The following is a 15389-nucleotide window of genomic DNA, read 5'->3' as shown; positions in this document are numbered from 1 at the left end:
AACCTGTTCAATATGCCAAATTGGGCTTGTACCATCAGGCTTTTTTTCCGATATAGTTGATATACCGCCAGAGGGTATCTATCGGAACGTACAGTGGGAAACTTCCCAATAATTCGCATGGCCCGTGCAACTCGAATCATCGTCAATCTTTTACTCATCGTTGCGATAACGATGCAGCCGACGCTGACGTTCGCATTCCAGCAAGACTGTTCTGCTGGTTGCACGTCTGGATTTACCTGTCAAGGCTGCGGTTGTTGCAAGGTGCAGTCTGAGACGGCGAAGTGCCCTTGTTGTAGTGGCAGCCTCTCCGATGAGCATCAAGGCTGCTGTGAGCATGGTAAGCGCGACAAGTCACAGCAAGCTAAAGAGCCCAGCGTTGCCGATGCCGACCCATTTGCGGGCATGGTCCTTGAAGCAGGTCCGGTGCCGGAGAATTCCCAGCAGCCCAGCAATGAAGCCCAGGCAAGCAAGCAAGAGATTTCCGAAGAGAGTCTAACAACTGCTTGCCATTGCCTGAAAAACCGTGACCCGCTCGATGCCCCTACGCCACGCTCTCCAATTACGGAACTGAGAGAAGTTCTCATTTCGAGCACCGCTCAGTGTGGCGTCGTCTACACCGCAGATGAGCATCCGCGCGCGTCTACGCTGGACGCCGCACCTGCGCCAGTTGCGGCTCATTTCACGCAGATTTCTTACTGCGTCTGGCGATTGTAAACGCCAACTTCTAGGAGCACTGCGCGCCCAGCGTATTCGTGCTCACTTTCCATCATGCAGGCAATCAGATTGACTCCGCGCACTTCGCGAGTTTGTTGACCTGCTTTGAAAAAACGGACCTTCCGGCAACCAATGCAGCTTGATGCTGCGCGATGACTCCTGGTCCGCAGTCGCCTTGCCAGTAACCCTTCGGCCGCACTCAATTAACCGTGCGACCGCAACTCCTGTTCGTGCACCACATTCGCACGAAAATGAGATATAGATCATGACGCATCACGAAACGCCAAACCCGGCCGACGGCCACGACGGCGCAGTCAATCCCTCTCGCGGACTGGCTGAAGACGCAGAAACCACTTCTGAAACTAGAGCAGATATGACGGATGACGTATCTGATCGCTTAACATCTGTCTCTGACGCTTCGGCCAGTCACGATGTCGCGGCAGCCGACGAGATAGTAAGGGCAGAGGTCCCCTCACCAGCCAATCCTACTGCCGCAGCCGATTCTAAGCTTGGCGGTTGGGCCTGGCTCATGCGCTTCGCGGTGAAATCGCTTGGGGTTGTTGCCGTCGGAGCACTGCTGCTGTTTCTGATAGGAGTCGCGCAGCGCATAGAATGGGTGACTGCCGACGGCTTTTCCGCCACTGGCGACGATACTGCTGCCCATGCCGCCGCAGGAGGCGAAGATAAACGCTATATCTGCCCCATGATGTGTACCCCGCCATCGACCGAACCGGGGCGATGTCCAGTGTGTGCGATGGAACTGGTGGAAGCTACCAGTGATGGTGGCGGCGACGGGATTTCGGTCACTATCGAATCGTCTGCCCGCCGACTCGTTGGCATCCAGACCGCCATGTCAAGGATGGGCGAAATGACCCGAACCATTCGCACCATTGGCTCGATCGACTTCGATGAAAGCAGACTGTCTACGATTTCCGCTTACATCGACGGACGACTAGAGAAGTTGTATGCCGACTACGTCGGCGCCGAGGTCACTCAAGGTGAAGACCTTGCGCTGATCTACAGTCCTCAACTCTATTCCGCTCAGACAGAGTACATAACGAGCCTCGAAGGCAACGCGTCCAAACGATTCCAAATCGGCGATAGCAACCTGGAGGAAATGTCTCGACAGAACCTCAGTGAACTAGGGATGACCGAACAACAGATCGAGTCACTCCGGAACAGTCGCAAGCCGCAATCCCGCATTCGCATTAAGTCACCACAAAGCGGAACGGTCATTGAAAAGACGGCGGTCGAAGGCGACTACGTCAAAACCGGACAGAAGCTCTACCGCATCGCCGACTTGAGTTCTGTCTGGCTGATGCTTGATCTATTTCCCGACGACGCGGCAGCGGTCCGCTTCGGTCAGCAAGTCGAGGCCGAGATTCAATCCATGCCAGGGGAAGTGTTTACAGGACGTGTGGCGTTTATCGATCCCACGGTCAACTTGCAGACTCGTACCGTACGAGTTCGTGTTGAAGTCATGAACTTCGATGGCAAGCTGAGGCCTGGCGATTACGCTACCGCGCGGATCACCGTGCCTGCGATTCCGATTGACTTGGTCTACGACCCGGCGCTATCGGGCAAATACATCAGTCCCATGCATCCCCAAGTCATTCGTGACGAGCCGGGAGACTGCCCAATCTGTGGCAGGGACTTAGTGCCGACTAGCCAGCTTGGCTACGCCACACAACCACAGCCCGAACAGCGGGTTGTAACCGTGCCCCGTGATTCCGTATTGCTCACGGGCGACAATGGTGTGATCTATGTCGAAACCGAACCAGGAAGATTCGAGATTCGTCGGGTCGCTGTCGGGCCGATGAACGATACCGAGGCGGTGATCATTGAGGGGCTGGCTGCGGGTGAGACCGTCGCCACGGGTGGCAACTTTCTGATTGACTCGCAAATGCAGTTGGCCGGCAACCCGTCACTGATGGACCCTACCAAGGCACCGAGCTATTCCCCCGGCCCCCTGGAATTGCCTGAGAGCCAACCCGTCCTACTTGCCGACGAGGCGGCTCGCCATTTCGACAGAGCCTACGACGCCTATTTTGAAATCCAGTGTGCGATGGCAGCGGACATGACTCCGCCACCAGTCGCACTCAATACCCTATTGGATTCGCTTGCACATTTGGCGATGTCCGCTGAAGTTCCCGACGAGGCTCAAACAGAGTTAGCCAAAGCCCGCCGAGCCGCCTTGAGAATGGATGGCTCACTGGAGACAGCACGTGAGGCCTATCGGGCCGTTAGCCACGGGATGCTGCGTGCCGCTGTCGTCGCCCGTGGACCCAAGACGGCAGAAGCACTGACGCACTACTACTGTCCGATGGTCCCAGGAGGCGGTGGCGACTGGATGCAACCGGGCGGAGAACTTGCCAATCCGTATTGGGGGGATGAGATGCTTCGCTGCGGCGAGATCGTGCGAGATATGGCGATCGACGAGCCTGTTTCGGCTCCTTCTGTTGCGAAAGTGCCGAACTAGGAGAATCCCCATGCTCAACATCATCATACGCTTCTGTGTAAAAGAGCCGTGGCTCGTCCTGCTGCTGGCGATTGGGTTGAGCGTTGGCGGCTGGTTCGCCTACCAGTCAGTTCCCATCGACGCCATTCCCAACGTTGGTGAAAACCAGGTCATCGTACTCACGCCGTGGCCGGGGCGTTCGCCGAAAGACATCGAAGATCAGGTCACCTACCCGCTCAGTGTGTCACTGCTCGCCGTTCCCGGCGCCGAATCGGTTCGTGGCAAGAGCATGTTCGGCTACAGCTTTGTGCAAGTGACTTTCAAGGATGAGATTGACTTCTATTGGGCGCGCAGTCGCGTCTCCGAGCAACTTGGCTCGGCAGCGTCTCAGTTGCCCGATGGAGTCGTTCCTCAACTCGGTCCTGACGCTACCGGACTTGGGCAAATCTACTACTACACGTTACAACCTCCAGAAAAGGGCATGAGCTTAGCGGACTTACGAAGCATGCAGGACTTCGTCATCAAGTTCGAGCTTCAGGCAGTGGAAGGGGTGAGTGAAGTTGCGTCGATCGGTGGCTATGTTCGCCAGTATCAAATCGAAGTCGATCCGGACAAACTTCGCTTCCACAATCTACCGCTCGATGCCTTAGCGATGGCCATCAAAGGCTCCAACTTGGATGTGGGAGCCAAGACCGTTGAAACAACGGGGATGGAGTACATCGTGCGTGGCAAAGGATTTCTTGGCACCGATGGTGACCAACTTAAAGCCATTCGCGACATCGAAGAGACGGTGATTACTCAGCGAAACGGAGTACCGGTTCGGGTGCGCGACGTTGCAAAAGTTCAGCTTGGCCCGGACTTCCGCCGGGGAGCACTTGACTATAACGGAGTCGAGGCAGTCGGTGGGGTGGTGGTGATGCGATACGGTGAGAATCCTCGCGACGTGATTGATCGTGTCAAAGAGAAAATTGCTCAAATCGAACCGGCGCTGAAGGGAGTCACGATTCACGGCGTATATGACCGAACGGGTCTCATCGACGAAACGATGGCCACGCTCACCCACGCGCTACGTGACGAAATCCTGATTACCGCCGTCATCATTCTCCTCTTCTTGCTACACATCCGCAGCAGCTTCATTGTCGCGATCTGTCTGCCTGCCGCCGTGTTGATGTCATTTATCGCCATGCACGTTGTGGGCGTTGAATCAAATATCATGTCGCTCGCCGGGATCGCCATCGCCATCGGCACGATGGTCGATATGGGCATCATCGTCTCAGAAAATATCTATCAGCATCTTGCGGATTGGGAAAAGGATCAGGCAGCCAACGGCGGGAAGCAGATTAAGCGTTCCAAGATTCGCGCAGATGTCGTCTATGAAGCGGCAGTCGAAGTTGCTCCGGCGGTTGTCACAGCCGTTGCGACGACCATCGTTAGTTTTTTACCCGTATTCTTTCTGACCGGGCGAGACTACCGGCTCTTCTCGCCGCTTGCTTACACGAAGACCTTCGCCATTGCGGCGGCCATGATCACAGCCGTCACGATCGTTCCGGCGATGTGTCGTCTCATGCTCCGCAGCGCCAAGTATCGAAAACGAACGGCGCTGACTGCCGGACTGGGGCTGGCGACTCTTCTGGGACTAGCGGCTCATTACCTGTGGGGGATGCGACTAGCCCACCATCTCGGCATCCCAACCTGGTCGATAACCGCACTGGCGGTAGCTGTGGGCTTCATTGCCGCATGGCAGTTGATGCAGGAACGAATTCGCCCGATTGAAGAGATCCCCTCCAGTCGTTTTGTTCGCTGGCTCTACGCGGCTCGTTTGCGGCAAGCACTCAACCACAAGGTGCTTGCCCTTTCATTTCCTGCGTTATTGCTGGTTGTCGGTGTCGGCGCCTGGATTGGGATGCCAACGGTCATGCGTCCTGTGGAGAAGATCGCCCGTGTTTTTGGAGCAGACCTCAATCAGTTCCCCGGCTATGTGGACGCCAAGCATGTGTTTACCGGGCTACAGAGCGACGATTGGATCGCTCTGGATGAGGGCAGTTGGTTTTATATGCCGACGCTATATCCGGCCGCCAGTTTTTCGCAGGCAATGCAGGTCTTGCAGACGCAGGACGTGCTGATTGGGCAGATTCCAGAAGTGAAAGATGTGCTCGGCAAAATCGGTCGCGTTGAATCGGCGCTCGACCCAGCGCCGGCTGCGATGGTCGAAACCTACGTGATGCTTAAGCCCGAGAGCCAGTGGCGCGAAGGCGTCACCCCTCGCGATGTATGGGACGAGATCAACAAAGTCGCGACGCTTCCGGGTGTGACCCCCGCGTCCGCGTTGCAACCGATTGAAGGACGAGTGGTAATGCTGCAATCGGGCATCAAAGCGCCGATGGCCATCCGCGTCTACGGCGACAAGCTAGACACGCTCGCCGATGCCGCAATGGATGTGGGAGCTACTCTGAAGACCTCACCGCTGGTCAACGCCGGAACGGTTAATCCCGACATTGTGCTCGGCAAACCGTATATCGAATTCACCGTCAACCGCGATGCCGCCTCTCGCTACGGCATGAGTGCGGCGATGGTCAATCAGATAATCGAAACCGCGCTCGGCGGCATGAACCTGATAAAAACGGTTGAAGGCCGCGAACGCTATCCCGTGCGTCTTCGTTACAACCGCGACCTTCGTGAACGGATCGATCAACTGAGCCGCTTGCCGGTCGTGACGCACAACGGCGCGGTGGTGCCGCTGGAGGAACTCGCGACACTGGAGACCACCTGGGGGCCGGGCGCTATCAATAGCGAAAACGGCCGACTGGTGGCTCATGTTTCCTTCATGACCAGCGGCGCTAAAGGCGACTTGGAGTCTGTCACTGCGATCGAACACCAGCTTCGCGAGGCCCAGTTGCTACCGCCATCCGATCCAAATCGACTGGCGCTTCCAGCAGGGTATTCGTTGGAGGCAGTTGGCAGCTTCCGTAATCAAATCGAAGCTAATACGAGACTTATGTGGATCATTCCCGTCGTCATCCTCATTAACCTACTCTTGATCTATTTCGAGTTTCGCAATCTCCCGATCTCCTTGGCAGTGTTTACCGGCATTCCGGTCGCTTTCGCCGGCGGAATGGTGTTGGTTGCCTGGATGGAGGTCGAACTGAACACCGCCGTCTGGGTAGGGTTCATCGCGCTCTTCGGCTTAGCTGTTGACGACGGCGTCGTGATGGCGACCTACATCCACCAATTGCTGAAGCGTCGGAAGGTACGAAGCGTCGAAGACATTCGCAACACTGTCTACGACGCAGGACTCAAACGCATTCGACCGTGCGTGATGACAACGGTCACGACGCTCGCTGCACTCGTTCCCGTGTTGATAGCAACCGGGCGCGGCGCCGATGTAGCGCGTGCCATGGCCATTCCCGTCTTCGGCGGAATGCTGGCCGAACCGTTTACTTCTTTCATTGTGCCGACGCTCTACTCTGCCTACTTGGAAACGAAGATGCGTTTCGGCTTCCACGATCCACTTTGGGAAGGCGCCGAAGATATGCCTACGACTCAAAAGGAGGAACTCATGGATGCTGCCTAGAAATATTCTTAACTATTGCTGAAGGAATCGTTCCTTCAAAGCATCCAAGCGTCACGGAGGCCCTTGGATCATTTTCACCCCAAGCACTTTACTGGGAGAATAAGGATGAGAAATCACTCACTCAAGCAGTTCGCGCTGGCTTGGATGCTGGTTGCCACTGCCCCTATCGCTGCCATTGCCCAATCGGATCATAAAGCCCACGGTCATCAGCATACGATGCCCAATCAGGCATCCGCTCCGCAGAGCGGTCCCAATGGCGGCACGCTGAAACAAATCGGCGAACTCCAGTTGGAGACAGTTGTTTCAGAGGGCGGCATCAAGATGTTTGTCTTTGCTCGCGATGGCCAGCCGCTGGCGGTCGAACGAGGACGCGGCGCGGCGTCGTTGCGAGTGGAAGGTAATGCCAAACGTTATCGCTACGACCTCTTGCCTGACGGAAAAGGGGCGCTCACCGCTCCGGTTAACCTGTCTCAGATCGCCGGACGACAAATCGAACTCGACTTGCAACTGGTCGGATTGCCGGGCGCCGGAAGTCGCCCGTTAACCTTGCGTGAAGTCGCTACCGTGCCGGCAAGTCCCGAGCAGCTCGCGGCTGCTGCGATTGCACGTCAGAAGATTTGCCCGGTTAGCGGCAAGCCGCTGGGCAGCATGGGCCACCCCGTGGCGGTCGATGTTAACGGACAGACGGTATTCGCCTGTTGCAACGGATGCGTGAACGCCATCCGGTCCGATCCGGCAAAGTACGCCGCCGGGCGACCTGAAATCACAATCACTACGTCAACTGCTGCTGACGCGGCCGCGATCGCTGCTCAGAAAGTTTGTCCCGTGATGGATGAAGCACTTGGCGGCATGGGAACGCCAATCAAAGTCATGATTGGTGACAAGCCCATCTTTCTCTGCTGCAAAGGATGCATCAAGAAAATTCAAGCTGAACCCGCTAAGTACTTAGCGATGGTCTACGGCGATCAAACCCAGCAGAGCAATCTTGAAGCTGCGGGCGAGCAAGTGCGACCGAAAGTCTTCAAAGTGACGGCTGCTGATGCGCCGTATGTCGCGGCACAAAAGAAGTGTCCGGTAATGGATGAGCCGCTCGACGGGATGGGCGGACCCTACCGGGTGAATGCCAATGGCAAGGCCATTTATATCTGCTGTCCTGGCTGTGCGAAGAAGATCGTTGCCCAGCCGCAAAAGTATCTCGACGTATTGGCTCGGCAAGGTGTGAACCCGCCGGCACTGCAAACCGAGGACACAGCCGCGGTCGTTCCGGCTGGTAGCGAACAGGTCCGTCCGGGAGTCTTCAAGGTCACCTCGGCCGATGCTCCGTTTGTTGCTGCCCAGAAGAAATGTCCGGTGATGGATGAACCGTTAGATGCTATGGGCGGCCCCTATAAAGTCAACGCTGCCGGCAAGGCCATCTACATCTGTTGCCCTGGCTGTGCCAAAAAAATCGCAGCGGACCCTCAGAGGTATCTTCAAGTGCTCGCTCAGCAAGGAATCAACGCACCTATAATACGGTAGGCAAAACACACGACGTGTCTGCCCGTCGCACGATTCGCGGGGGCGGTGTCGTGACGATTCGCGCCTTCGGGCGTGATGATGCATCACGCCGCTCCTGCCCTTTTTTATTTTCATGACAACTGTCAGCAATCAATCACTTCTAACGACAAGGATGTCACTCATGTCACTTCGACCACTCTACATCAGCATTATTCTCAGCACAGTTTTCACAGTTGGTGCGACCGGTTGTTCGTCGCCGCCTTGGCGAAAGAAGCAATCAGCGATTGCAGATAGCACGGATGCCTATTACGAACAGGTCGCCACAGAAGCTCAATACGATTCTGCCCCCGGCGACTCAAGTGAATATCGGCGTCCGCCCGAATCGGAATCGACCTACACTCCCGCATCGCCAGTCTCACGCAGCCAGAGCAGCGGTTCCGATAGCTGTTGTCACTAAACTAGACGGTAGGTCAAAATGCTGCCAAGCAAACTGATAAATCAGATACGGTTCCTGCCGTACCGTGCGATAAGGAGAATCGGCACAGCAGACATGAGCTGCGTCCTTGGCATCAAAACCAGCCAACTGCATACGCCAGAACTCGAAGAGGAATTCCGGTTTGTAGAGATTACTTCCCAGAACATTCGCGAAATGCGCGCGGCTTATCCGGAATTTTTCGATGAGCGCCAAGCCGAGCAACTTACGACCGGCCAGTTTTTTGGAATTGCGGTTCTTCAACAAGACGAACTGGCGGGATTTGCTTGGCTAGGTATTGGCAGCATTCCTGCGGAGTCCAACCACAACGGTGATGTCCGAACTGGCTTACCAATCGACCTGCCGGCGGATACCGGATATGTCTACAACGTATTGGTCCTTCCAAATTATCGAGGTCGCAGACTGTACGGAAGCATCATGGGCAAGCTCGCCCAGCGGATGCAATCGCGAGGCGTTTCGCGGCTTATTCTGACAACTGATGTGATGAACACCAGTTCGCTCAAGGCGCTTCATCGCATGGGATTTCAGAACCTTGGAAGAGCGTGGCTGTTCCGCATCGGTCCGATTTCCATTGCGAAGTACCCGCCGACCCCGGTCTTTGGGAGCGTTCGTTTCGGTAAATAAAGAGGAGATCGACGCTCTGTGGGTGCTGTATAGGACGTATCTGTCCTATAGACATTGTGCCCGCACCTCGACTCATTTGTCTTTTTATTAATGAGTTTTTGCATGTGCAGATCTACCAGTTGATCAAGCCACGTCCATTTCAGATAACGCCTCTTGGATGAACGCAGAACACTCCAAGACCATAGTTGTCCAAAAAACCTATGACTCGTTGGCCTCTGAATATGACCAACGGTGGCAGCGGTATGTTGATGCGACAATCGACGCGACACTGAAGGGGCTAGCGCTGAGCGGCGATGAATCGCTGCTGGACGTTCCCTGCGGAACGGGTGAACTTGAAGGGCGCTTGCTGCTAAAGTGGCCCAACCTACGAATCACCGGCGTCGATCTCAGCCCAAGAATGCTGGAACAAGCTCGAGTTAAGTCATTTGCGGACCACGTCAAGTGGGCGCAAGCTGACGTATCCCGACTTCCATTCTCCAATGAGAGTTTCGATTATGCATTGTGCGTGAACAGCTTTCACTATTTTTCATCACCGCAGAAATCGCTCAAGGAAATCTGTCGCGTATTGCGTCCCGACGGCACATTCATTCTCGTCGATTGGTGCGACGACTACCTGACCTGCAAATTGTGCAGCCTATGGTTACGATGGACAGATCCCGCGTTCCATAAAACATACTCGCTGCGCCGATGCCGCATGCTATTGGAAGAAGCGGGACTGAAGGAGGTGTCCGCTCGGAAGGTCCGCGTTCTGCGGATTTGGGGGCTGATGCGACTGGTGACCCAAAAGCAACGTTGAACAAAGCCGTTTGCACCCGAAGGCCTATCGTTAGCTGCGAGCCCGACTCGTGTAACTACTTCGACCCGGTGCAGCAACTCGGTTTAGTCACTGCGGACTCCAAGCCAAGCGGACATTCGTCGCTGCATACCAGCTCGGCGGTAAGCGGACACTCAACCTTGCCTGGACAGTCAGCGCGGTTCGCATCATTAAGTGGGCACTCGTCTTGGCACACCTCATCACCGGTGATGGGGCAAACGACCTTTCCGGGACACGTGCTGCCATCGCCGCTTGCAAGCGCGAGCGAATAGGTAGTCAGTCCGCCCACGGCAATCGCAACCAGGCACAGTACTACGGCTAGTTTCTTCATGACAACAACCTCCACTACGTGTTTCGTGGGTTTCGACAGCCAGCGACATGCGTGGCTAGGTTGGCCGAATCCCAAGTGACAAACATTCTACCCTCCGTACCTAGGTCCGGAGTCACGCGGTCGTTTGCGGCTGTCCCAGACCGGCTGCTTGAAGCGCTTTTTCGTCTGGGCCTTGCGCCGAGCAACAATCGGCCAGTTTTCCGTTGATAACCACGCTCGGCACACGACTCACGCCGTATTCTTTTGCTCGGCTTGCCGCCTCCGGTTGATGCATGTCGAGAATCTCGACCTCACAAGACGGACATGCTAACCGATTGACCAGGGCAATGGTTTCTTCACAAGCAGGGCAGCCAGCAGTAAACACTTCAATTTTTCTTTTAGCATTCATGATGAAGTTACCTCCTCAAGCTTCTTGTTTCGGTCCACACAATTACTGTCTACGGCCCGTAGTCAAGTCCGGAGTCAAGCGATTCTTCCGGTGCTTGCTCACTCCCAGCGAACGAGACAGTTGATTGACAAACGAGACATTCTTTCGCAGCCTGATGCCGTGCAAACCACTTGGTCTTTAGTATGGGCCACGCGTTCCACAACGAACCTGTAATCAAGACTGCGATTCCCACATACAACACCGCGCTGGACTCCAGGACAAATCGGCCGACAAGCAAAACGGTGGAACCCAACGTGCCGACTATAAGGGCGCCGAAGCGGCCTCGCTTGCATGTGTCGCAGGCGAGCATAAACAGGTAAACAAGAAGAAACGCTGCGGTAAGCGGCAGCAAATAGCGATTACTGGGAAGAAAGCCAAGGCCAATGGAGGAAAGTACGGCGGCGTAACCTGGCCAACACGCTGGGCACGTGATGCTTGGAAGCAGGGCGGCTCCAACTGCTGGCAACGCGGCCAACATTCGTGTCCAATCGCTGTCACGGCTGCCCTGACCAACGACTAGGGCATTGTCCTGAAAACCTTCAGAGAGCCGTTCAGCAATTTGCTCAACGGAAGGCGCTCCGGCAACTTCACCATCCACAGTCTGATAAAGACGGCAGCTTGCGCCGATGTCGCCAGGTTGTTCGCCAGCGACATCGAACCCACCAACAAGAACAGTTGGTGAGCCGTAACCTCGAAGCCGCGGCGGTGTATCATCCGCTGAGCGGTCCACTTCCCGCCACGAGGGCTTGGTGCCGGAGGCGACAAATGCTTTGATGAGATTCGTGCGACAATCGGTTACGTTCGGGCAATCGCTGTCGTAGAGCAAAAGCACCTCCGACATATCACAGCTCCTCTTCCAAATGGTTGAGAATGGGACACTCGTCGATGGAGGCAGTGTCGCGACATGTATTCATCAGCTTGTTCAAGGCCCGTTCAATTTTCTTCAGGTCGGAAATTTTCTGCTGCACGGCAGCAACTTTCTCTGCCGCCTGCTCTTTCACTTCAGCACAGGTGGTGTCCGGGTCAACGCGAAGCTCCAGCAGCCCTTTGATTTCTCGTAGCGTAAAACCGAGTTCCTTCGCCCGCTGGATGAAGCGAATCCGCTGCACGGTATCCGCCGGATATTCGCGGTAGCCGGAGGCTCGTCGGGGTGGCTCAGCGAGAAGCCCCTCTCGCTCGTAGAAACGCAGCGTCTCGACGTTGACACCTGCCTGTTTAGCGAGTTCACCAGTTCTGAGGCTGCTCATCGTGCTAGGGTTCCTTTCATGCCTGTAGCTTACACTCTGTACCTTAGTACGGAGTCAAGCGCCATTTCTAGGCTTTCTCATAAGCAATCTGATCTGATTGAGGCCGTTTATCGAGCATGGCTGGAACAATGTTTCAGAATCCCTCCGCTCGGCTGAGAATCCGATCACCTTACGACAACGAGCAAATCCCTGACGAATACTTCCCGACCCCAACGAAAGAAGCGGACCTCGATGAATCAGCCTTTGACCAGCTCTGCGGCTAATAGAGTCGTGTCATCAAAAGGCGGACGTGATCGCCGGAACCGCTTGAGAGCTTCCGAGAAATCCTCGACGAGCTGAGCCACCCCGTTCGTCGAGTCGGCCATGATTTGCGAAACACGCTTGGTCCCAAACTGCTTATCGTCCGGGTCGAACGATTCCGTTACGCCGTCAGACACAAGGACGATCTTCGACCCGCCGGAAATTGACCGTGATTGCTCGGTGTAACAGAGCGTCTCGTCAACGCCCAGCATCAGGTCGCCGATCTCAAGTCGGGTCACTGTCTGGCCTGGCTCTTGAATGAAGGGAGGCTCGTGCCCGGCATTTGCGCAGGTGAGTGTTTGAGCCGTGTTGTCCAGCACAACAACAACCATTGTGGCGAAATGACCGGCCATGATGATCGCCGCGTAGCGGCGATTGAGTCGCGTGAGAATCTCCGCCGGGCTGTCAGTCAATTCAATCGCCTCAAGCACCAGCGATTTGATCACGGTTGCCGCCATCGCGGCCGGCACGCCGTGGCCTGAGACATCCGCAAGACACAGCAGACATCGGCCTTCGCCCAGCGGAATAACGTCGTAGTAGTCGCCGCCGACGTCATCGGCCGGCTCAAACAACTCGGCGGTTTCGACTCCTTCAATCTCACCATTGGTCGGACGCAAGTGCTGTTGGATGTCCCGAGCCTTTTTCATGTGAAGCCTTCGGTCTCGATCCGCAGTCGCCAGCTTCTTGGTCATCGCGTTGAGTCGTTCTGACAGGTAGGTCAGTTCTTGGCAACTACGTTCTTCCGCTTTGGCTTCAAGGTCGCCATCACCAATGCGGCCGAGAGTGTCGACAAGGCGTCGCAGTGGTTTGGTGATAACTCCTCGCAGTACCAAGTGAACCATCAATCCGGCCAACGCGCTACCGAACAGCACTACGATCACTTGTCGAAGTAGCTCTTGCCGAGCGCCTCTCAACGCCGTGCTTTCTGACTCAGACACGTAGATGGCGCCGTGCGGGCCAGCGAACTTCGCGGCCACGAGTGAGTACGAGTCTGTGGGCGGATGATTGCTGTCTCCAGCCGCAGCACGCATGGCACGAAACATATCGTGAGAAGCTCGACCGTGTGACTTGGCCTGCATTGAACTGCCTTGCCACTCGACCGCGATGTGATGCCCCGGCGATTCGGACGAGTTCATGCGGGCACAGACATCGTCAATCAACTGCTGTATTGCCTCATTGCCGCGATTCGCGATTGTATCAATCGACTCGTAAACTGTCTTCGCTTCCTCCCTTAGCGCAATTCGCTTTTCCTGCTTCGCCTCGCGAATCCGCACCCCATGACCAACAACAAGAAACAAGACCACGACAAGTAGTAGCAAGCCATTGACGGCCAGCATCAGTTGCCGCCGCAGCGGAAGGCGTTTCCAAAATTCAATTCTCACAAGACCGACTCTCCTGCTCGCACGGCGCATGGCTCCACACCGTTTGATGCACGAGTCTCCGGTTTCTTCATCCCGTGCAGGGGATTAGTGAGAGTCTTGGGGGCAGTGGCTGCCGGTCATCGTGCATCGCTCCAGTGATGCCAAATCATCAGACCATTTGCGGCAGTGGTTCGCATACGCCGCAGCAAGGACGCCTGGAGAGAGCGACGAAATCGCGGAAGTAAGCGCCCTCTGATTCGCAAGCCGTTCAGCAAGCGACAGGTCAACGTCATTCTGCGAGACCCGGCAAATCACGAAGTGCTTCTTTGCGTCTTCCAAGGTTTGCAGACTCGCGTGCCAGAGTCGTTCAATGGGTTCCGGATTCACCGACGACTCCTCGGAATGCAGTTCATGTATCGCCCGCAGCAGAGACGCCGTTTCCAGACAGAATCGCAGCATCCGGCTCATGGCATATCGTGGCTCACTAAAACGAAAGTAGTGCAGGGCCGGATAGAAATGATGTGACTCAAGAAGGTCGGCCAACTTGGATGCCAAGTCACACAGGTCTTGATTGAGCAATGCTCGATCAACGCTTGCCAGATGAGGTTGTAAATATGCCAACGTGTCTCCGGTCCTTCCCGTGCGATAGTCGATCTCGGATGCAAACTGATTGCGTCTGCCCAGTGCGCTGTAGACCGAAATGATGTAAGCCAGAACCAGTGTGAAGAAGCTGAATCCAATGGCCGCTGCCGTGATGGTCACTAACCGAGCGAAGGTCGTCTGTGGAACAAGATCGCCGACACCGAGAGTCGTCACAGAGAATCCTGCGTAGTAGACTGCTGCAAAAAGGCTTGTTTCCGTCGCCGGGGCATTGGAATTGACAATCCCCACTCCCAGTTGCGGCCATACGATCAGGCTGACACCGATCAGTAGAAGCGTGGCCCAGACCATAGCCTGAGTCACAATCAGCGCGGGGCCGCTGAAGAGAAGTAGCGTACTTTTCGGACCAAGGACACGTTGAGAAATGTGATGGTAAATGCGATAGGTAACGGCAGTAATTGGCCCGGTTACCGCACGCGGATACAACACCGCCATCCACGTTTCAAAGATGGCGGCCGATGTTAGCAGCAATCCGAAGACCGTACACAGCAGAGAACCGATACCGTTCAATCAATCGCACCGGCATATTTGCGAAAGAGTGTGATTAACTCTTCCAGCTTTTGATTGCGGTCTGCATCGTCGTCGTTCTTCATCGCTTCCATGACGCAGGTTTTGAGATGGTTTTCCAGAACAATCTGCCCGACCTTGGCCAATGCCCCCGTTGCCGCCGAAATCTGCATCAACACGTCAACGCAGTATTCCTCGTTATCGATCATCCGGCCCACCGCCTCAACTTGGCCGTTGATCCGCTTGATGCGGTTTAGCACCTTCTTTTTTTCGTCGGACTTAAGCATTTTCCCTACCAGTGACACGGTCGTCATCGTGTTCCGCCATTCCACCATGACGCGCAGGCAGCATACAGCGAACTACACATTCTAGCGTATTTCCTCGA

General features: G+C 55.6%; 14 protein-coding genes. 7 read left to right on the top strand and 7 right to left on the bottom strand.

Annotated elements, in window-relative coordinates; genetic code table 11:
* The first annotated feature begins 117 nt into the window (after window positions 1–117).
* The 7 genes from ACQK2L_RS21950 (at window position 118) to ACQK2L_RS21920 (ending at window position 10153) form a co-directional block, all read left to right on the top strand.
* A complete protein-coding gene (locus tag ACQK2L_RS21950; protein WP_425399190.1) occupies window positions 118–714 on the top strand; it encodes a hypothetical protein in 597 nt (198 codons plus the stop codon).
* A 529-nt stretch (window positions 715–1243) separates the two neighbouring features.
* Window positions 1244–3193: an efflux RND transporter periplasmic adaptor subunit gene (locus ACQK2L_RS21945; protein WP_425401116.1), complete on the top strand. Its 1950-nt coding sequence runs from the start codon at window positions 1244–1246 to the stop codon at window positions 3191–3193.
* 10 nt (window positions 3194–3203) lie between these two features.
* The gene (locus ACQK2L_RS21940) at window positions 3204–6743 is read left to right on the top strand and encodes an efflux RND transporter permease subunit (RefSeq protein ID WP_425399189.1); all 3540 of its coding nucleotides are present in this window, start codon (window positions 3204–3206) and stop codon (window positions 6741–6743) included.
* Window positions 6744–6848: 105 nt separating this feature from the next.
* Window positions 6849–8261 carry a hypothetical protein gene (locus tag ACQK2L_RS21935; protein WP_425399188.1) on the top strand — a complete coding sequence of 471 codons (1413 nt, stop codon included), beginning with the start codon at window positions 6849–6851 and terminating at the stop codon, window positions 8259–8261.
* Window positions 8262–8421: 160 nt separating this feature from the next.
* Window positions 8422–8697: a hypothetical protein gene (locus ACQK2L_RS21930; protein WP_425399187.1), complete on the top strand. Its 276-nt coding sequence runs from the start codon at window positions 8422–8424 to the stop codon at window positions 8695–8697.
* 18 nt (window positions 8698–8715) lie between these two features.
* Window positions 8716–9357, top strand: coding sequence for a GNAT family N-acetyltransferase (locus ACQK2L_RS21925; RefSeq protein WP_425399186.1), 642 nt, complete (start codon window positions 8716–8718; stop codon window positions 9355–9357).
* A gap of 157 nt (window positions 9358–9514) precedes the next feature.
* A complete protein-coding gene (locus ACQK2L_RS21920) occupies window positions 9515–10153 on the top strand; it encodes a class I SAM-dependent methyltransferase (RefSeq protein WP_425399185.1) in 639 nt (212 codons plus the stop codon).
* A 55-nt stretch (window positions 10154–10208) separates the two neighbouring features.
* Here ACQK2L_RS21920 and ACQK2L_RS21915 read toward each other — a convergent pair whose 3' ends face one another.
* From ACQK2L_RS21915 to ACQK2L_RS21885, 7 genes are all read right to left on the bottom strand, one after another.
* Window positions 10209–10502 carry a hypothetical protein gene (locus ACQK2L_RS21915; RefSeq protein WP_425399184.1) on the bottom strand — a complete coding sequence of 98 codons (294 nt, stop codon included), beginning with the start codon at window positions 10500–10502 and terminating at the stop codon, window positions 10209–10211.
* Between the two features lie 112 nt (window positions 10503–10614).
* Window positions 10615–10890: a thioredoxin family protein gene (locus tag ACQK2L_RS21910; protein ID WP_425399183.1), complete on the bottom strand. Its 276-nt coding sequence runs from the start codon at window positions 10888–10890 to the stop codon at window positions 10615–10617.
* 49 nt (window positions 10891–10939) lie between these two features.
* Window positions 10940–11770 (bottom strand): MerC family mercury resistance protein, encoded by an 831-nt coding sequence (locus ACQK2L_RS21905; protein ID WP_425399182.1) that lies wholly within the window; start codon window positions 11768–11770, stop codon window positions 10940–10942.
* A gap of 1 nt (window position 11771) precedes the next feature.
* Window positions 11772–12176 carry an Hg(II)-responsive transcriptional regulator gene (merR, locus tag ACQK2L_RS21900; RefSeq protein ID WP_425399181.1) on the bottom strand — a complete coding sequence of 135 codons (405 nt, stop codon included), beginning with the start codon at window positions 12174–12176 and terminating at the stop codon, window positions 11772–11774.
* A 236-nt stretch (window positions 12177–12412) separates the two neighbouring features.
* A complete protein-coding gene (locus tag ACQK2L_RS21895; RefSeq protein ID WP_425399180.1) occupies window positions 12413–13858 on the bottom strand; it encodes a PP2C family protein-serine/threonine phosphatase in 1446 nt (481 codons plus the stop codon).
* A gap of 84 nt (window positions 13859–13942) precedes the next feature.
* A complete protein-coding gene (locus ACQK2L_RS21890) occupies window positions 13943–15007 on the bottom strand; it encodes a potassium channel family protein (RefSeq protein ID WP_425399179.1) in 1065 nt (354 codons plus the stop codon).
* Complete coding sequence (locus tag ACQK2L_RS21885; RefSeq protein ID WP_425399178.1) at window positions 15004–15318, bottom strand: metal-sensitive transcriptional regulator; 315 nt, start codon at window positions 15316–15318, stop codon at window positions 15004–15006. Before ACQK2L_RS21885 ends, ACQK2L_RS21890 begins: the two co-directional genes overlap by 4 nt.
* Between the last annotated feature and the right edge of the window lie 71 nt (window positions 15319–15389).

The organism is Aeoliella sp. (assembly GCF_965227375.1).
Classification (GTDB): domain Bacteria; phylum Planctomycetota; class Planctomycetia; order Pirellulales; family Lacipirellulaceae; genus Aeoliella.
The sequence above is the reverse complement of the archived record's forward strand: the minus strand, read 5'-3'. Positions and strand labels throughout refer to the sequence as shown.